A 16,323-nucleotide genomic window follows, 5' to 3' on the forward strand; every position below is an offset into this window, starting at 1 on the left:
GTTGAGCCAGGTCTTCTGGTAGGCAGCGCGCAGGTGTAGGTGGAGTCGGTCTTGAAGTTGCTGTCGAGGTTGATGCCATAGCGCAGGTAATCGGGGCCCCAGCTCTTCTCGAGCGGCGTCACGCGCAGGATGTTGCGGTCGCGCAGCGTGTCGTCCAGCGAGTAATCGACCTGCTCGTAGTAGCCGTCGCCATAGGCGCGCATCAGATCGGCATTGATTCACCGGGTCGACGGTGTCGCCCGGCTTGATCTGAGGTAGCGCTCGACCATGCCGGGTTGACCCGCTTGAGTCCGGCGATCTCGATTTCGTTAACCTCGCGGTGCGGCGCGCATCGGGCGGCTGGACCTGTCCCGACCCAGGCGGCGTAAGCGGTTTCGCTGACCGCCAGCGGGCGCAGGCGATCGGCGACCGCTTCGGTTGCCGCAACGCCGCGATCGGCGGTTTCCGAGGTGCGCTTGAAGTCGCCCGCCGTGATCCCTTCGAGGTCGGGCTTGATGTAGATGTCGGTCGGCTTGAGCGTCGCCAGCGAGCGGGTGACATTCTGCTCGGTGAGGATGTTGACCATCTGCGCCGAAACGCTCAGCAGGCCGCTGATATCTTCGGCCTTGAGCAGCGGCGAGCCGACGTTGACGGCGATGACGATGTCGGCCTGGCAGCGCGCACGCGCTTCGTCGATCGGCACGTTGTCGACCAGGCCGCCATCGACCAGTTTCTTGCCATCGGCCTCGACCGGCGACATCAGGCCGGGAACCGACATGCTGGCGCGCATCGCCGTGCGACAGGCTGCCCCGCGGAAGACCACTTTCTCGCCGCCGACGATGTCGGTGGCGATGATCGACAGCGGCAGCGGCAGGCCTCGATTTCACGTTCGCCGAGATAGTCGCCGACCAGCTGGTTGAAAAACAGCTTGATCTTCTGACCGGTGACGATGCCGGGTCTGCCCTTCACGCCTTGCGGACCGACGCCGGTTTCCGAAGCCGGCAGGAAGCGCTTGTCGTAGCACCTTCTTGCGGAAGTTCTGCTGGTCCAGTGGCGGATCGTCCTGGAACAGGTCGTCCCAGTCGGCTTTGGCCAGCTTGCTGCGCATGGTTCGCCGGCTCAGGCCGCTGGCGTAGACGCCGGCGACCAGGGCGCCCATGCTGGTGCCGGCGACGCAGTCGACCGGCACGCGCAGTTTTTCGAGCACTTCGAGGACGCCGATGTGCGCCGCGCCGCGCGCGCCGCCGCCGCCGAGGACCAGGCCGACGCGCGGCCTGGCCGGTTCGCTGGCGGCCGTTTGCGCGGCAACGCCGCCGGCAAAAAGAAGTATCCCGGCGGCGAAGGCCATGCGCCCCAGCCTGACTGCCACGGTCGATTCGAACACGCTTGTACTCACTCCCAACTCCTTGTTTTGATCCGGTCGACAATGCGCTTGCCGCGAGTCGAAGGCTGCGCGCGCCACCCGTCGCCACGCAGTTGATCGGGCATTTAGTGCTTCAGGGCTCGACGCGAAGGTAGCCGCCGCCCCTGGCCTGACGGCCAGGGAATTACTGCAGAGCGGTCATCGGCAGCGAGTCGAGAATGGTCAGCGCGGCGTGCGCGTTCTCGGCGGCATCGCGGCCCAGGCTGGTGAGATAACCGCCATCGACCTGCGTCAGCAGGCCTTTGGCGTGTAGCCGCTCGGCGGCAGCGATGATTGCCGGGTGCGGCGGTCTTGTGGATCTTGATTCCCTGCTGGGGCTTGCCAGGTCAAAGCGGGCCAGGTGTTGAGTTCATCGACCAGATCGGGCGTGAAGGGCATGGCAAGTCCTCGTTGGTCGGAAACGGCGCGGTTGCGCTTGTGGGGCGCCATTCTAGCGCGACCTGCACGCCTCACGCTCAGGAACTGCACGAGAGCGTCGAGCAGCCGGCCCGGTGGCGTGCCCAGTCGGGGCGTTTGGCGCTGAAAGCTTCGCGTCCCGGCTGCTCGTCGTAGGGCCGGCGCAGGACTTCGAGCAGTTCATGGATCATCTGCGTGTCGCCCTGTTCGGCGCGGTCGATCGCCTGCTGCGCCAGGTAGTTGCGCAGTACGTAGCGCGGGTTGGCGGCGTTCATGGTGCGCCATGCGGCGTTCTGCCGGCTGCCCGTCCGTGGCGCAGGCGAGCGCGTAGCGCAGCAGCCAGCGCGCCAGGTCGGGGCAAAACGCTGGCGGAGATCGTCGCGGTAGAAGGCTTCACGCACGACTTCGACCTCGGCTTGCTCGATGTCGAGCGCGCCAGGCTGCGGAAGAACTCGGTCATGTCGATCTCGGCCAGGATGCATCAGTTCGAACAGGTCTTCGAGCAGCTCGACATCGTCGTGCTGCCAGCTGCGCAATCCCAGCTTGGCGGCGAAAGCCGTGCAGAACTCGGCCGAATAGACTTCGTCGTAACGCTCGAGCCGCGCCAGCTGCCAGGCGCCGTCTGTCGGTTTCGGCAGCAGCACGGAAGCAGCGCGTCGGCGAGTCGTTCGAGGTTCCAGCGCGCGATCGCCGGCTGGCGGGCAAAGCAGTAGCGCCGGCTCGAGGCGTCGGTGGTGTTCGGCGTCCAGCCGGGGTCGAAGTTGTCGACCCAGCCGTAGGGGCCGTAGTCGATGGTCAGGCCGAGGATCGACATGTTGTCGGTATTCATCACGCCATGCACGAAGCCGACGCGCATCCAGTGGCCATCAGGCGCGCGGTGCGCTCGCAGATTTCGCTGAACCAGGCGCGAGTCCAGCCGGGTGAGCTTTTGTTCGCGGGGCAGTGGCCACCAGTTCGGGGAAGTCGCGGGCGATGGTGAAGTCGACCAGGCGCTGCAGCAGGGCGCGATCGCCGCGCGCGGCCAGCAGCTCGAAATGGCCGAAGCGGGTGAACGAGGGCGCGACGCGGCAGACGATCGCGCCGGGCTCGGCGACCGGATGGCCGTCGTAGAACATGTCGCGAACGACCGTCTCGCCGGTGCCGACCAGGCTCAGCGCGCGCGTCGTCGGCACGCCGAGGTGATGCATCGCCTCGCTGCACAGGAACTCGCGGATCGACGAGCGCAGCACCGCGCGCCCGTCGGCGCGGCGCGAGTACGGCGTCGGGCCGGCGCCCTTGAGTTGCAGTTCAAAGCGCTGCCCCTGCCGGTTGACCGCTTCGCCGAGCAGGATCGCCCGGCCGTCGCCGAGCTGCCCGGCCCACTGCCCGAACTGGTGGCCGCCGTAGCAGCTTGCATAGCTGACCATGCCAGGCAGCAGCGGTTGCCGGAAAGGGCGCGAGCATCGCCGGCGAGGCCATCGCCTGTTCGTCGAGATCGAGGCCGCCGCGACTTCGCGCGAATGGGCGAGCAGCGTCGGTGCGGCGACCGGTGTCGGATCGACCGGCGACCAGCAGGCGCCGAAGACCTGCCGCGGCTGTTGCGCTGTTCGGGGTCACCGGGCAGCTCGCGCACGAAGCGGTTATCGAAGTTCAGCATGAGCGCTGCCATCAGCATCTGTCCAGAGCGGCCGACCAGTCCGGCGGAGAGGCGTTCATCCAGAATCGACGCCTCACCTTCGCCCATCAGCCCTGGCGAACCAGGTCGACGATCTGGGCCGTGTCCAGCGTGCGTGCCCGGGCCTGCATCTCGGGCAGATAGCGGCTCTGCAGGCCCTTGGCTTCGCCGAGCACGTTGTCGAAGCTTCGCGCAGCATCTGCGTCGAGAAGCTGCGGCCGCCGGCGTAGTAGCGTTTGGCGACGTGGCCGAGCGCGTAGGTGCTGGCGAAGCTCATTCCCGAGCTGACCGCCTGCTTGCCCGAGGCCGCCCAGCAGGCCGCCGCCGACCTTGCCGAGCAGGCCGCCAAGCAGCTTGCGCCCGGCCTGTTCGAGATACTGCGAAGTCAGCCCGACGCCGAGCGTGGCGAGAAAATCCTTGATATGGCCGCGGTCGAGTTCGAAACCGTAGGACTTGCCGATGCGGTAGACGAGCTTCATCTGCAGCGGAATGATGGCCATCGTCGACAGCGATTCGGGCAGCAGTTCGAGCGCGCCGTTGAGGATCGCGGCGTTGAGGATGGCCTGGTCCATTTCGGCCTCGCTCATCGTCGACGCGTAGCCGGCAGCGGTGGCCTGGCACGGCGGTGCGGGGCGTGCGGCGGTCGTCGGCGCGCGCTGTCGCTGGCTGCCGCCACCGGCAGTGCGGCGATCGCTTCCGCCTGCGGCTGTAGGCGCCTGGCCTGCTGCACGTCGAGCCCCAGGGCGCCGCGCAGCTCGGCGAGAAAGGCTGTTCGGCAGCCGATTGCACGCCGTCGGCGTCGCAGACGCAGACCGCCATTTCGAAGGCGAGTTGGCGCGTCTCGGGGTCGTCAGCGCTGCCGCGGCCGCCGGCATCGAGACGCGTTTGAGCAGCACGTCCTGATAGAGCGCGGCGATATTGATCGATCCCTCGCCGGCCAGGGCGTCGGCGATGCGCTTGAGTTCGGCACGTTCGCTTTCGTCCTTGTTGCCGTCGGCGAAAGCGGCCATCAGGCTGAGGGTGAGGATGGCTTGTCTGTTCCTGCTCGTTCATGCGAAGTGTCTCCTGTCAGGTCGGGGTGGTTTGGGCCCGGCGAGTATCCACAAGTTCCCGGATCAAGGCGGCGAGCAAGCGATCGCCAGCATAGCGCAAGGCGAGGACTGGGCGACCCCAGCGTAGCGCGCGGGGGGTCGGCGCGGCGGTGCTCAGCAAGTCGGCAGCAGGCGGGCAAGCGGACGACGACTTCCAGGCCGCCGCCAGGCGCGTCTGCCGAGCGTCAGCTCACCGCCGCAGCCGGTGGCGATTCGCCGCACGATCGCCAGACCGAGGCCGCAACTGCCGTCGGTGGCGCGGCCGGTTCGAGCTGGGCGAAGGGTTCGAGCGCGCGCTCGCGATCAGCGCCGGCGATTCCCGGCCCGTGGTCACGTACGCGCAGGTGGCGAGCGATCGACTGGCCATGCTCAGGGCGACCTCGACCGGCGGCGCGCCGTGCTGCAGGGCGTTGTCGATCAGGTTGTCGAGCAGGCGCTGCAGATTGCCAGGCGCGATCGCCACCCGGCATTGCGTCGCGCCGTCGCTGACGGTCAGCGCTCGAGCGGCCGGCCGAGTTCGCGCTGGCGGGCGACCTCGTCGATGCAGCAGCGTCGCGAGGGCCGATCGGCGCCGGCGCTCGGTCGGTGTTCTTCGCTGCGCAGGAAGGCCAGGCACTGGCCGACGATGCGCTCCATGTCGTCGATGTCGCGCACCAGGCCGGCTCGCTCGAGATCGCTTTCGAGCAGGGCCAGGCGCAGACGCAAGCGGGTCAGCGGTGCGCGCAGGTCGTGCGTCAGCCCGGCGAGCATCTCGCGCCGCTCGGCTGCCGCGCTCGCCAACTGCCCGAGCATCGTGTTGTGGCGCTCGGCGAGGCGCGACCTCGCGCGGACCTTCCGGCGTTGCCGTGCGCGCCGCGCCGTCGCCGGTCGCCGCGACGGCTTCGCCGAGGCGCGCCAGCGGCCCGACGATGCCGCGCACGAAGAGGCCGGCGATCAGCAGGACGGCGATCAGGTCGCCGCCAGAAACAGCCACAGATCGGAGGGCAGCGCCTGCGGCTCGAAGCGCGGTGGCGGCAGCAGCAGCCACCAGCGCTCGCTCGCCGGCCATGAAGCCGATCCACAGGCCGCTGCGCTGCCGCGGCCGCCGTGCCGCAGCAGTACCGGCTCGCCGAGACTGGTCGGCAGATCGCTGGCAGGCGGCGGGCAAAGGGAACTGTGGCTGAGTGGCGCGGGACGCGCTGCCATCGGGCCGCAACTGCAGTCCCTGCTCGCCGGCATCGGCAGCGCTCAGAGCCTGCCGGGCGCCTGCGTCGAGCCCTGGCAGGACGATCTGCAGCAGGCGCACCTGGCCGGCGATCAGCTGGACCGTCTGATTGACGTGCGAGGTGCGGCGGAAATGCCCGAGGAGCGAGAAGGTGGCGAATTCCGCGACGGCGATGACGGCGATCACCAGCAGCACGGTGCGACCGGCCAGCGAGGCGGGAAGGAGTCGCAGCTTCATTCTGCGGGCCGCTTCCGCTGCGTCGGGGACGAAGACGTAACCGATCCCCACACCGTCTGCAGGTAGCGCGGGCGTGCGGGATCGACCTCGATCAGACGACGCAGGCGGTGGATCTGGACGTCGATCGCGCGGTCGAAGGCTTCGCTCATTTCGCCGCGCGTCAGTTCGAGCAGACGCTCGCGCTTCATCGGCTGGCTGGCGTTGGCGACCAGGGCGTTGAGCAGCGCGAACTCGCCACTGGTCAGCGGCACCACCTGTCCGTTCCTTCGACAGCTGGCGGGTGCCACGGTCGAATAGCCAGTCGCCGAAGCGGGACACCCCTCCCTCGGGATCCGGCGCGGCCGGCGGCGCGCGTGCCGCGACGCAGCACGGCTTCGATGCGGGCGACCAGTTCGCGAGGATCGAAGGGCTTGCCGAGGTAATCGTCGGCGCCCATCTCGAGCCCGATCACCCGGTCGACGGGTTCGTCGCGCGCGGTCAGCATGATCACCGGCCGCGTCTCGCCGCGCGCGCGCAGGCGCCGGCAGGCTGCCAGGCCGTCCTCGCCAGGCAGCATCAGGTCGAGTACCAGCAACTGCGGCTGGTAGCGCTCGAGGAAGGCGTCGAGCTGGCGCGTGTCGGGCAGCAGCAGCGTGTCGAAGCCGTGGCGGCCGAGATAGGTGGCGAGCAGGCTGGCGCAGCTCGGCATCGTCGTCAACGAGGAGGATCTTTCGCATGGTTTTGGCCAGTTGGGCGATGGGGGTCATTCTATGCCGCCAGCAGCGTCTGGCTGACAAGCAGAAACAATTTGCAATCACGTACCACGGCCGACGAAATCGTTTGCAATGAGTGCCAGAGGACAATGGCTCCATCGCGAGAGAGGCAGGAAGAACTGCTCGTCGCGATCAATCAACCTCAGCCAAGGAGTTCACCATGAAATCAAAGTTTTCACCCCGCCTTCTCGTTGCTGCACTGGTTCTGGCGCTCGGCGCCGGCGGCGCGGCTTTCGCCATGAGCCCCGAGCGCTGCGGCGCCGGCGGCGGCCGCATGCAGCACGGGATGGGTTATCACCTGCAGGACATGTCGCGCCTGCACGGCGAGCTCAAGCTCGACGCCCGGCAGGAAGCGCTCTGGCAGGACGCCGAGCAGTTCAGCCAGACCAGTATGCGCGACATGCGCGAGCAGATGCGCAAGCACCGCGAGGAAGCGCTGGCCGCGGTCAGCAAACCGGGGGCCGACTTGCGCGCCGTCCTCAAGCAGATGGACGATCTCAGGGATGGCGGCCGCCAGCAGCGCGAGGCCGGCCGCGACCGCTGGCTGGCGGTATACGACAGTCTCGACGCGGCACAGAAGGAAAAGGCGCGCCTGTTCTTCAAGAGCAAGCTCGAACGCATGGGGCAGGGCGGCCGCTACGGACCTCGCGGACCGGCTGGCAGCTGATCCGTATCGAAGCAGGCGGCGCCGGCGCCTGTGGTGACCGGGGCGGCGGCATCAGCCATCGCCTCGGTCGGTCGCGTCAAGGCGAGCAGGAAGACGAACCAGCGAGGCGCGGGTTGGACGACAGCCTTGTCTGGTTCGTGCTGCGGCAGCAATTGCCAACAAACCGGCAAGCGGCGAAGGCTTCGGGCCGATCCCTGGATACTGTTGACCTGCAGGCTTGTTGGGGCGATGTACGGGATTCGAACCCGTGACCACTGGAATCACAATCCAGTGCTCTACCAACTGAGCTAACACCGCCGCTAATCTGGCGCGCCCGGCGAGACTCGAACTCACGACCCCCGGCTTAGAAGGCCGGTGCTCTATCCGGTTGAGCTACGGGCGCAAGTACGATACGTCCTGGCAACTGCTTCCCGCCGGTACCGCATCTTGAAGCTTTTGCAACTGATACTTGTCGAACTGGTCGGGGCGGTGGGATTCGAACTCACGACCCTCTGCTCCCAAAGCAGATGCGCTACCAGGCTGCGCTACGCCCCGAGAAAGGGCGCATTCTACAATCTGGCACCCCTATGGTCAATGACGGTCGACTCGATTCCGGAATCAGGGGCACGGCGCCGGTTCCTGGCTGATCGCTTGCCGTCCGGCTTGAAGCAGGACTTGACCATGGCGGGGGCAGGCGGCATCCTGCTGCCTCGCGGCAGGCATCGCGATGTGGTTGGCGCGGAGAGCGGGTGCCAGTGGCGGCTTGATCAATCAATTGCTACAGGAGAACGAGATGCCCAATGATCCGAGGACTGAAGAAGCATCAGCGGCAGCAGATGCCGCGACCGCGTTGCGCTATTGCTGTCAGCCGATACAGCCGCAGCGGCAGTTCGATGCAGCGGTCGATCCGCAACGCGTCCGTGCCATCGTTGCCGGTGGCAAGAAGTGGGTCAACGGCACGCAGTTGAGCTTCCATTGTTACCAAGCGGGCGATGCCGTCGCCAGCACGTGGTGGGGCAGCGCGACCGACATCGCAGAAGTACGCCAGGCGTTTCAGGCCTGGTTCAATCTCGGGATAGGGATCAGTTTCAAGGAAGTGGCCCGTCCCGAAGAAGCGAAGATCCGGATCGCTTTCGACCGGGCAGGTGGATCGTGGTCTTACGTCGGGCGGGATAATCTGACCATCCGTGACTTGCGGCAACGGACGATGAACTTTGGCTGGGCGCTCGATACCCCCTACGGACGCGATACCGCAATGCACGAAATCGGCCACGCCCTGGGACTGGAGCATGAACATCAGAATCCGTACGCCGGCATCACCTGGGATAGCGAGGCGGTCCGCCGCTACTTCCAGGGTCCGCCAAACAACTGGGATGCGAAGTACATCGAGTGGAACGTGCTGAGAAAGATCCACCCGGCGGAAGTCAAGGGCTCCACCTGGGATCCCGATTCGGTCATGGAGTATGCCTTCGGCGCGGGTCTGATCATCGAACCTGCCGCCTACCGCAGCGGCCTGCAACCGAAGGGTGGGCTGTCGGCAGCGGACAAGGAATGGATCGTGCAGACCTACCCGGGGACGGCGGCACCGCCGCAGATCCCGTCTCTCGAAGTCGGTGTGGCGCAGAAGCTGGCGATCAAGGCTGGCGAGACCAGAGTCTTCCGTTTCTCACCAAAAGAGACCCGGACCTACCACCTCGCGACGGCGGGCGACTCGGATACGGTGATGGTGCTCTTTGCGGTCACGCCATCAGGCAACGTTCAGATCGCTGCCGACGACGACAGCGGTACCGATGCCAACGCCAGCATCAAAATGCCCTTGAGCAGCGGACGCGATTACCAGATCGGCATTCGCTTGTACTACGCAGGAGCGGCGTCGGAAACGACTCTCATGGTTCGCTGAAGCGCAGCAATACGGCGGGGAACCGTTGCCAACCTTCAACCGGGCAAGGCGATCCGTCGATCGGCCGGGTCGTCCACTGTGCCTTTGGCTTGCTCGGGCGGCTTCGTCGCCTGTTGAAGGCGGCTGAGTCGTGCCTGAGCACCACCGAAACAATCGCCCACCTCGCTGCCGCTCAACTGACGTTTCGGCAACTGGCGCAGTTCCTGGACAGCTTCCCGGGCGTTGGTCAGCGCAACGGCGGCTGGCGAACAGCGGATCAGCGTCGTTGCTGCGGCGCCGCCCGCAGAACGACCAGCGCCGCGAGACCGGCCAGCAGCCCCCAGAAGGCCGAACCAATGCCGGCCAGAGCGATGCCCGAGGCGGTGACGAGGAAAGTCAGCAAGGCTGGTTCACGTTCGGCTTCCTGACCGAGGGCGGCGGCAAGACCACTGCCGATCGTGCCGAGCAGGGCGAAGCCGGCGATTGCCAGGACGAGTTCCTTCGGAAAGGCGAGAAAAAGCGCGCCGACCGTGGCGCCGAAAAGTCCGATCAGGACATAAAAGACGCCGGCGGCGATGGCGGCAACGTAACGCCTTTCAGGGTTCTCGTGCGCTTCACGACCCATGCAGATCGCCGCGGTGATTGCTGCTAGGTTCAAGGCAAAGCCCCCGAAGGGGGCGAGCAGCAGGTTGGCGGCACCGGTCCAGCCGATCAGTGGTGAGATCGGGACCTGGTAGCCGGAGGCGCGGATGACGGCGACGCCCGGAATGTTCTGTGACGCCATGGTGACCACATACAGCGGTAGCGCGATGCCGATCAGCGCGCGCCACGAGAATTCCGGTGTGGTGAATACCGGCCTTGCCAGTTCCAGTCGCAGCCCATCGACGTGTAGCAGCCCCTGCGTGGCGGCGATGCCGACGCCGAGCAGCAGCGTCACGACGATGGCGTAGCGCGGCAGCAGCCGGCGGCAGATCAGGTAGGCGCAGAACATCGGAAAGACGAGCACGAACTGGCTCTTCATGGCGATGAAGGCGTCGAGACCGAAACGCAGCAGGACGCCAGCCAGCATACCGGAGGCGATCGAGATCGGGATGCGGCCGATCATCCGCTCGAACCAGCCGCTGAATCCCGAAATCGTGATCAGCGCTGCCGAAACCAGAAAGGCGCCGATCGCCTCGGGCATCGAGACGCCCGCTGCGCTGGTGATCAACATCGCTGCGCCAGGGGTGGACCAGGCCGTCAGCACCGGCACGCGGAAGCGAAGCGAGAGGGCGATGCTGGTCAAACCCATTCCCAGACCGAGGGCGCACATCCAGGAGGCGATTTCCGTCGGTGTGGCCTGCAGCGCCTGGGCGGCCTGGAAAACGATCACCGCCGAACTGGTGAAGCCGACCAGGACGGCAACGAAGCCGGCGATCAGGGCTGACGTCGAAAAATCTTTGATCAGGCGCATCGTCTTCCTCGCCGGAAGGGCAGGCGGGAGCGCTGTCGGCAGTGGCGCACGGCCTCAGATCCGACCGGCTCGGCGCAGGGCCTCGCGAATCTGCGGCAGGGCCGCCTGGGCAGCCTTTTCTCCCTCGAGGATCGAGTCATGGCGCGCCTGGAAATCGGTCGAACCGACGCTGCCCACCTGCGGGCGGATGACCACGTCCGCTTCCTTGAGCTCATAGCGGCCGAGGCTCTGGCCCATGATGGTAAAGGTCTGCATCAGAATGTCGAAGGTGCTGCGAACCGGCTGGTTGCCGGGACGCGCCGAGATATCGACGGCAATGACGACGTCGCTGCCCATCTGGCGCGCCGCGCGCACCGGAATCAGGCTGGAGAGACCGCCATCGACGTATTCCCGGCCGCTCACCTTGACCGGCTGGAAGACCCCCGGCACGGTTGCCGAAGCGCGTACCGCGATGCCGGTATTGCCGGTGCGAAAGACGATGCTGTCGCCGCTGTGGAGATCGGTGGCCACCGCCCCGAAGGGCTTCTTCAGTGCTTCCAGCGGACGGTGGCCAACGGCTTCGTTGACGAACTGCTGCAGCGACTCGCCCTTGAGCACGCCGCGATCCGGCAGTGACCAGTCGCTGATCTTCTTTTCGTCGAGCCGGTGTGCCAGCTTCTGCAGTTCAAAGCCGTTGTGGCCGGCGGCGTAGAGCGCGCCGACTACCGCGCCGGCGCTGGTGCCGACGATGATGTCGGGGAAGATGCCCTGGCCTTCCAGTGTCTTGATGACTCCGACGTGAGCAAAGCCGCGCGCCGCACCCCCACCCAGTGCGAGTCCCAGCTTGACCGGTTTGACAGCCGTTGGCGGTGGCGGTGGTGCCGACGCACAGCTGCTCAGGACAAGAGCGGCGAGGGCGGCCATGAGCAGCAGATGGGGCATGGAGCTTCCTTTCCTGGTTGCAGGTTCCTGTTTCGAGGCTGGGATGATTGTGATCATTGCGGGCCCTCAGCAGTCATTCCAGGATGGCTGCCGCTATGTCCACCGGACTTCGCAGGCCCACAATGGTACGACTTTGGCTCGACGGGGGCCATCTTCTCTCTCGGCCGATACGTCATTTTCGCCAACTCAAGGCGAAGGCTCAGCACCGGGAAGTGCGTCTTCCTGACTGCGCCTGGGATGACCGGTCGGCTTGGCCTTGCACCTCATGCCTGGTGGACTGCTCGGCCGTTCCTTGGCCCTAATCATCGAGCTTCCCCCAGGGAAATTCAAGCGCTCGTGCGCAGTTTCGAACAATCCTATAGACTCGCCCCTGGCGTGGGTCGCTGGGCATGGATTCACGATTTCTCATACGACAGTGAACAGCAAAATCGCGGGGGTGATGACATGAACGATAAAATCAAGGCGAAGAACGGTCCGCCTGTGGAGATTGATCCGGGTCTCTTGCTGGGGCGTGAAGATCGGCGCACCGGACTCAGCGCGGACGCGCTGAAACGCGCTCTATTCGACAAGCTGGTCTATGTACAGGCGCGCTTTCCGCAGGTTGCGACGCGCCGTGACTGCTTCCAGGCGCTCGCGCAGGCGGTGCGCGACCGCCTGCTGCAACGCTGGGTGCAAACCGCGCGCACCTATCGGGATCGGGGCAGCCGTACGGTCTGTTATATGTCGGCCGAGTTCCTGATCGGTCCGCAACTCGGCAACAATCTGATCAATCTGGGCATCTTCGACACCGCCAGGCAGGCGACCAGGGAACTCGGGCTCGATCTCGACATGCTGCTCGATCAGGAAGAGGAGCCCGGGCTTGGCAACGGCGGTCTCGGACGCCTGGCCGCATGCTACCTCGACTCCCTGGCGACGCTCGAGATTCCCGCCATCGGTTACGGCATCCTTTACGAGTTCGGCATTTTCACGCAGGCAATCCGCGATGGGCAGCAGGTCGAACTGACCGACAAGTGGTTGCGTGCCGGAAGCCCGTGGCTGATCCACCGTCCGAACGTCGCTTTCGAGATCAAGCTCGGCGGTTATACCGAACATCAGTACGAGGCGAGCGCCAATCGCCGCCTGCGCGTGCAGTGGGTGCCGGCCAAGGTGGTGCGCGGTACCGCCTGGGACATGCCGGTACTCGGCTACGGGGTGAATACGCCCAACCGGCTCCGACTGTGGAGCGCCGAGGCGCCGGAGTCATTCGATTTTGCGGCTTTCAATGCCGGCAATTACTATCAGGCGGTCGATGCACAGATTCTCTCGGAGACCATCACCAAGGTCCTGTATCCGAACGATGAAATGGAAGCCGGCCAGGAACTGCGGCTTGAGCAGCAGTACTTCTTCGTCGCCTGCTCGCTGCAGGACATGATTCGCCTGCAACTGCAGCGCGAGAGCAATCTCGATCACTTCGACGAGAAGTTCGTCGTCCAGCTCAACGATACGCATCCATCGATCGCGGTGGCCGAACTGATGCGCCTGCTGGTCGATGAGTACGAGATGGAATGGGACATGGCCTGGGCGATCACCCGAAGGACCTTCGCCTATACCAACCACACACTGCTGCCCGAGGCGCTCGAGAAATGGCGACTGAACCTGTTCAAGCGCGTGCTGCCGCGCCATTACGAAATCATCTGCGAGATCAACGAGCGTTTCCTCGACGATGTGCGCATTCACTTCCCGGGCGATGACGACAGGCTGCGGCGGATGTCGCTGATCGACGAGGATGGCCACGCTACGTGCGCATGGCGCACCTGGCGGTCGTCGGCAGCTTCGCGGTGAATGGCGTCGCCGCCTGCACAGCGACCTGCTCAAGTCCGATGTCCTCAAGGACTTCCACGAGATGTGGCCGGAGAAGTTCAGCAACAAGACCAATGGCGTGACACCGCGCCGCTTCGTGGTCTGCTCGCCAACCCGACGATGTCGGGGCTGATCGACGAGACCATTGGCACCGGCTGGGTCACCGACATGATGCGGCTGCGCGAACTCGAGCCGTATGCCGACGATCCGGCCTTCCGCGAAACCTGGCGGCGGATCAAGGGCGGCAACAAGAACACCTGGTCGGCGAGATCAAGCGCTTTGCCAGTGTCGATGTCGATCCGGCATCGATGTTCGATATCCAGGTCAAGCGCATCCATGAGTACAAGCGGCAGCACCTGAACCTGCTGCACGTGGTCTCGCTGTACAAGCGCCTGAAGGACAACCCGACCTCCGGTGGCGCCACGCACCGTGATCTTCGGCGGCAAGGCGGCGCCAGGTTACTTCATGGCCAAGCTGATGATCCGCCTGATCAACGCCGTCGCCGACGTGATCAGTCGCGATCCGGTGATGCGCGGCGAGCTGCAGGTCGTTTTCTACCCGAACTACAACGTCAAGAACGCGCAGTCGATCTTCCCTGCTGCCGATCTGTCCGAGCAGATCTCACTGGCCGGCAAGGAGGCATCGGGAACCGGCAACATGAAGTTCCAGATGAACGGTGCGCTGACCATCGGCACGCTCGACGGCGCCAATGTCGAGATCCGCGATGAAGTCGGCGACGAGAACTTCTTCCTCTTCGGGATGACCACGCCCGAGGTCAAGGAACTGCGCAACTGCGGCTACCGGCCACGCGACCTACTACGACGCCAACCCGCACCTGCGGGAAGTGATCGACCTGATCGCCAGCGGCTTCTTCTCCAAGGGTGACCGCGAAGTCTTCCGGCCGCTGGTCGATCACCTGCTCAATCACGACGAGTACATGCTGCTCGCCGACTTCCAGTCGTACATCGATTGTCAGGAGAGGGTTTCCAGGCCTACCTCGATCCCGAGCGCTGGTCGCGGATGTCGATTCTCAACGTTGCACGTTCCGGGTTCTTCTCTTCCGATCGGGCAATTCGGAGTATTGCGACGGAGATCTGGAAGGTCAAGCCGGTACGCATCGAACTCAGGGAGCTCTCGGGAGAGGACATGAAGTTCAACGCGCCGCAGCGGGCTCTGACGGAAGCAGGCCGGCTGGGGACTCCCCTGCTGCCGCAGTAGCAGCCAGGTGATACGCCGGCCGGGTTTAGCGCCAACCCGTGCCGCGCTCGTCGTTTACCAGCGGCGGATCTTGATGATGTGCGCCATCTTGGTGCTCGGGCTCAGTTCGACGTAGGCGGTCGGACCGCGCCAGCGGTAGCGCTCGTCGGAGAGCAGGTCGTGTGCCTGGTATTGCTCGTCCTCGTCGATGCCGAAAGTGCGCCGAGCGGAATGTGCAGCATCGAGTAGTGCTTGTGGAAGGGATCGAGGTTGACGACGCAGACGATGATGTCCGAGCGATCCTCGTTCATCTTGGCGTAGGCGAGGATGTTGGGGTTCTCGGTTGCCAGGAACAGCACGTTGTTGTAGGTCTGCAGGGCAGGCGACTCGCGGCGGATCTGGTTGATCCGGGTGATGATGTCGACGATGTTGCCCGGTGCCTTCCAGTCGCGCACCTTGATCTCGTATTTCTCCGAGTCGAGGTACTCCTCCTTGCCCGGGATGGCCTCGTTTTCGCACAGCTCGTAGCCGCTGTAGATGCCATAGACACTGGACAGCGTCGCCGCCAGAACGGCGCGCATGATGAACGCCGGACGGCCGCCGAATTGCAGGATCGGCGGCAGGATGTCCGGCGTGTTGGCGAAGAAGTTGCCGGTAAAGTACTCCTTCATCTCGCCAGCGGTCAGCTCGCTGACGTACTCGGTCAGGTCATGCTTGTGGTTGCGCCAGGTGAAGTAGGTGTAGGACTGGGCGAATCCCACTTTCGCCAGCAGGCGCATCATCTTCGGCTTGGTGAAGGCTTCGGCGAGGAAGATGACTTCCGGGTGCTGCCGGTGCACTTCGCCGATCACCCATTCCCAGAACGGCACCGGCTTGGTGTGCGGGTTGTCGACGCGGAAGGTGGTGACGCCCTTGTCGACCCAGAACAGGAAGATCTTGAGCATTTCCTGCCACAGCCCGGCACGGTCGCTGGTCCCGAAGTTGAGCGGGTAGACGTCCTGGTATTTCTTCGGCGGGTTTTCGGCGTACTTGATCGAGCCGTCCGGGCGATGGAAAAACCAGTCCGGATGCTCGGCCACGTAGGGATGGTCCGGCGAGCAGTTCATCACGTAATCGAGGGCAATCTCGATTCCCAGCTCGCGGCAGGTGGCGACGAACTGATCCCAGTCACTCCCAGGTGCCGAGCTGCGGTTCGAGCGCCATGTGGCCGCCATGCTCGTTGCCGATCGCCCATGGACTGCCGACGTCACCGGGTACGGCAACCAGGCTGTTGTTCTTGCCCTTGCGGAAGCTGTGGCCGATCGGGTGAATCGGCGGCAGATAGACGACGTCGAAGCCCATCGCCTTGATCTGGGGCAGGCGCGAATGCTGTCCTGCAGGGTGCCGTGCCGGTACGGCATGGTGCCTTGCGAACGCGGAAAGAACTCGTACCAGGCGGCAAAGCGGGTCACCGGCCGATTGACCATGATCGTCAGCGCCGGCGCCAGTTCGTAACCCTCGCTGCGGTCGGGGCAACTGGCCATCAGGCTGCGCATCACGCCGCCAGATTCCGAGATCGATCGCGCCCTGCTGCTCGCCGACCGCCAGCGCACTTTCCATCGCGATGATCAGGCCGTTGATGCGGGTTCGCTCCGGGCCCGGCGCCAAAGCCG

16 protein-coding genes, 3 tRNA genes and 4 pseudogenes are annotated in these 16,323 nt (G+C 65.2%); 4 read left to right on the top strand and 19 right to left on the bottom strand.

Annotation, left to right across the window (positions count from 1 at the left end; genetic code table 11):
* The 10 genes and pseudogenes from V5B44_RS11105 to V5B44_RS11145 form a co-directional block, all read right to left on the bottom strand.
* Positions 1-203 (bottom strand): hypothetical protein (locus V5B44_RS11105; protein WP_332359124.1); only part of this gene is annotated, 203 nt, incomplete at its 3' end.
* The gene (locus V5B44_RS11110; protein ID WP_332359125.1) at positions 203-757 is read right to left on the bottom strand and encodes a patatin-like phospholipase family protein; all 555 of its coding nucleotides are present in this window, start codon (positions 755-757) and stop codon (positions 203-205) included. The genes V5B44_RS11105 and V5B44_RS11110, both read right to left, overlap by 1 nt.
* 105 nt (positions 758-862) lie before the next feature.
* Complete coding sequence (locus V5B44_RS11115) at positions 863-1,375, bottom strand: patatin-like phospholipase family protein (protein WP_332359126.1); 513 nt, start codon at positions 1,373-1,375, stop codon at positions 863-865.
* Positions 1,376-1,526: 151 nt separating this feature from the next.
* The gene (locus tag V5B44_RS11120; protein WP_434735449.1) at positions 1,527-1,742 is read right to left on the bottom strand and encodes a TIGR02647 family protein; all 216 of its coding nucleotides are present in this window, start codon (positions 1,740-1,742) and stop codon (positions 1,527-1,529) included.
* A 115-nt stretch (positions 1,743-1,857) separates the two neighbouring features.
* Positions 1,858-2,442, bottom strand: a complete 585-nt coding sequence (locus V5B44_RS11125; protein ID WP_332359127.1) for a protein adenylyltransferase SelO family protein — start codon at positions 2,440-2,442, stop codon at positions 1,858-1,860.
* 62 nt (positions 2,443-2,504) lie between these two features.
* Positions 2,505-2,741, bottom strand: a pseudogene (locus tag V5B44_RS26645) (protein adenylyltransferase SelO family protein); the annotation flags it as partial.
* The gene (locus V5B44_RS11130) at positions 2,665-3,204 is read right to left on the bottom strand and encodes a protein adenylyltransferase SelO family protein (RefSeq protein WP_332359128.1); all 540 of its coding nucleotides are present in this window, start codon (positions 3,202-3,204) and stop codon (positions 2,665-2,667) included. The pseudogene V5B44_RS26645 and the gene V5B44_RS11130, both read right to left, overlap by 77 nt.
* Before the next feature lie 316 nt (positions 3,205-3,520).
* Positions 3,521-4,462, bottom strand: coding sequence for a GTPase (locus tag V5B44_RS11135; RefSeq protein ID WP_434735437.1), 942 nt, complete (start codon positions 4,460-4,462; stop codon positions 3,521-3,523).
* Positions 4,463-4,733: 271 nt separating this feature from the next.
* The gene (locus V5B44_RS11140) at positions 4,734-5,006 is read right to left on the bottom strand and encodes a hypothetical protein (RefSeq protein ID WP_332359129.1); all 273 of its coding nucleotides are present in this window, start codon (positions 5,004-5,006) and stop codon (positions 4,734-4,736) included.
* Positions 5,007-5,035: 29 nt separating this feature from the next.
* Entirely contained in the window at positions 5,036-5,335 is a 300-nt protein-coding gene (locus tag V5B44_RS11145) for a histidine kinase dimerization/phospho-acceptor domain-containing protein (RefSeq protein WP_332359130.1), read from the bottom strand.
* Between the two features lies 1 nt (position 5,336).
* Between V5B44_RS11145 and V5B44_RS11150 the strand changes: the two genes are divergently transcribed.
* Positions 5,337-6,050, top strand: coding sequence for a hypothetical protein (locus tag V5B44_RS11150; RefSeq protein WP_332359131.1), 714 nt, complete (start codon positions 5,337-5,339; stop codon positions 6,048-6,050).
* Here V5B44_RS11150 and V5B44_RS11155 read toward each other — a convergent pair.
* A pseudogene (locus V5B44_RS11155) lies at positions 6,029-6,700 on the bottom strand (response regulator); the annotation flags it as partial. The gene V5B44_RS11150 and the pseudogene V5B44_RS11155 overlap by 22 nt on opposite strands.
* A gap of 196 nt (positions 6,701-6,896) precedes the next feature.
* Here V5B44_RS11155 and V5B44_RS11160 point away from each other — a divergent pair.
* Entirely contained in the window at positions 6,897-7,403 is a 507-nt protein-coding gene (locus V5B44_RS11160) for a periplasmic heavy metal sensor (RefSeq protein ID WP_332359132.1), read from the top strand.
* Positions 7,404-7,624: 221 nt separating this feature from the next.
* Here V5B44_RS11160 and V5B44_RS11165 read toward each other — a convergent pair.
* From V5B44_RS11165 to V5B44_RS11175, 3 genes are all read right to left on the bottom strand, one after another.
* Positions 7,625-7,700 (bottom strand) — tRNA-His (locus V5B44_RS11165).
* Positions 7,701-7,708: 8 nt separating this feature from the next.
* Positions 7,709-7,785: transfer RNA gene (locus tag V5B44_RS11170), tRNA-Arg, on the bottom strand.
* Between the two features lie 75 nt (positions 7,786-7,860).
* Positions 7,861-7,937: transfer RNA gene (locus tag V5B44_RS11175), tRNA-Pro, on the bottom strand.
* Between the two features lie 238 nt (positions 7,938-8,175).
* On the opposite strand from V5B44_RS11175, the gene V5B44_RS11180 reads away from it, so the two are divergent.
* Positions 8,176-9,282 carry a M12 family metallopeptidase gene (locus V5B44_RS11180; RefSeq protein WP_332359133.1) on the top strand — a complete coding sequence of 369 codons (1,107 nt, stop codon included), beginning with the start codon at positions 8,176-8,178 and terminating at the stop codon, positions 9,280-9,282.
* Between the two features lie 256 nt (positions 9,283-9,538).
* Here V5B44_RS11180 and V5B44_RS11185 read toward each other — a convergent pair whose 3' ends face one another.
* Both V5B44_RS11185 and V5B44_RS11190 read right to left on the bottom strand, forming a co-directional pair.
* The gene (locus V5B44_RS11185) at positions 9,539-10,714 is read right to left on the bottom strand and encodes a benzoate/H(+) symporter BenE family transporter (protein ID WP_332359134.1); all 1,176 of its coding nucleotides are present in this window, start codon (positions 10,712-10,714) and stop codon (positions 9,539-9,541) included.
* Positions 10,715-10,768: 54 nt separating this feature from the next.
* Positions 10,769-11,635 carry a patatin-like phospholipase family protein gene (locus tag V5B44_RS11190; protein ID WP_332359135.1) on the bottom strand — a complete coding sequence of 289 codons (867 nt, stop codon included), beginning with the start codon at positions 11,633-11,635 and terminating at the stop codon, positions 10,769-10,771.
* Positions 11,636-12,079: 444 nt separating this feature from the next.
* Between V5B44_RS11190 and V5B44_RS11195 the strand changes: the two are divergent.
* Positions 12,080-14,692, top strand: a pseudogene (locus V5B44_RS11195) (glycogen/starch/alpha-glucan phosphorylase).
* Positions 14,693-14,746: 54 nt separating this feature from the next.
* Here the strand turns inward: V5B44_RS11195 and V5B44_RS11200 are convergent.
* The 3 genes and pseudogenes from V5B44_RS11200 to V5B44_RS11210 all read right to left on the bottom strand — a co-directional run bounded on the left by V5B44_RS11200 (position 14,747) and on the right by V5B44_RS11210 (position 16,318).
* The gene (locus V5B44_RS11200; protein WP_332359589.1) at positions 14,747-14,953 is read right to left on the bottom strand and encodes a hypothetical protein; all 207 of its coding nucleotides are present in this window, start codon (positions 14,951-14,953) and stop codon (positions 14,747-14,749) included.
* A pseudogene (locus V5B44_RS11205) lies at positions 14,929-15,885 on the bottom strand (alpha-1,4-glucan--maltose-1-phosphate maltosyltransferase); the annotation flags it as partial. The gene V5B44_RS11200 and the pseudogene V5B44_RS11205, both read right to left, overlap by 25 nt.
* Positions 15,839-16,318, bottom strand: a complete 480-nt coding sequence (locus tag V5B44_RS11210; protein ID WP_332359136.1) for a hypothetical protein — start codon at positions 16,316-16,318, stop codon at positions 15,839-15,841. The gene V5B44_RS11210 and the pseudogene V5B44_RS11205, both read right to left, overlap by 47 nt.
* Positions 16,319-16,323 lie beyond the last annotated feature (5 nt).

Source organism: Candidatus Accumulibacter necessarius (genome assembly GCF_036625085.1).

What these genes read in the sequence shown, in the direction of transcription:
- V5B44_RS11110 (WP_332359125.1), bottom strand. Translation starts at nt 757, where the DNA reads ATGTCGGTTCCCGGCCTGATGTCGCCGGTCGAGGCCGATGGCAAGAAA.
- V5B44_RS11130 (WP_332359128.1), bottom strand. Translation starts at nt 3,204, where the DNA reads ATGGTCAGCTATGCAAGCTGCTACGGCGGCCACCAGTTCGGGCAGTGG.
- V5B44_RS11135 (WP_434735437.1), bottom strand. Translation starts at nt 4,462, where the DNA reads ATGGCCGCTTTCGCCGACGGCAACAAGGACGAAAGCGAACGTGCCGAA.
- V5B44_RS11145 (WP_332359130.1), bottom strand. Translation starts at nt 5,335, where the DNA reads ATGCTCGGGCAGTTGGCGAGCGCGGCAGCCGAGCGGCGCGAGATGCTC.
- V5B44_RS11160 (WP_332359132.1), top strand. Translation starts at nt 6,897, where the DNA reads ATGAAATCAAAGTTTTCACCCCGCCTTCTCGTTGCTGCACTGGTTCTG.
- V5B44_RS11180 (WP_332359133.1), top strand. Translation starts at nt 8,176, where the DNA reads ATGCCCAATGATCCGAGGACTGAAGAAGCATCAGCGGCAGCAGATGCC.
- V5B44_RS11185 (WP_332359134.1), bottom strand. Translation starts at nt 10,714, where the DNA reads ATGCGCCTGATCAAAGATTTTTCGACGTCAGCCCTGATCGCCGGCTTC.
- V5B44_RS11190 (WP_332359135.1), bottom strand. Translation starts at nt 11,635, where the DNA reads ATGCCCCATCTGCTGCTCATGGCCGCCCTCGCCGCTCTTGTCCTGAGC.